Here is a 527-nt window from a genome sequence, read left to right on the forward strand (position 1 = left end):
GAGTTGAAAGACAGCGACAATGTTGTGATTGCAACTGCAACCAACGATGCAGCTGGTAAGATCAAGTTTGCTCCAGTAGAGTACACCAATAAAGCTGGTGAAACTGTCACTGCCCTTAAATACAAGAAGGGTCAAGAAGGTACCTACAAGTACACTGTAGAAGAAGTTAAAGGAACAGACGCAACCGTTACATACGATACAATGAAAGCTGTCGTTACAGTTGAAGTTCGTCATGATGGTACAGCGAAAGCCTTGATCACAAACGTGACAGATCCTGCTGATAAAGAGTTCAACAATACTGTTCGTCCTCCAGAAGAACCTAAGTTCCAACCAGAGAAATACGTTGTTTCTGAAGAGAAATTCGATATCACAGGTGACAAACTCGTTGATGATGATAAAGAGTTGGCAGACAAGTACGCAGATACCAATGCGAACCCATATGCGGACGATGCATCAAACAACGAAGCTCAAAACTTGAATACGAAGACTGTTAAACGTGGCGACAAGTTGGTTTACCAAGTATGGTT

The 527-nt window shown here is 42.3% G+C and carries 1 protein-coding gene; it reads left to right on the top strand.

Annotated features, from left to right (window positions below):
- On the top strand, positions 1–527 hold a 527-nt coding region (locus HMPREF2918_RS11630), incomplete at both ends, for a Spy0128 family protein (RefSeq protein ID WP_305366776.1).

Origin of the sequence: Streptococcus sp. HMSC065C01 (genome assembly GCF_001813525.1) — a bacterium.
In the GTDB taxonomy this organism is placed as follows: Bacteria; Bacillota; Bacilli; order Lactobacillales; family Streptococcaceae; genus Streptococcus; species Streptococcus parasanguinis_V.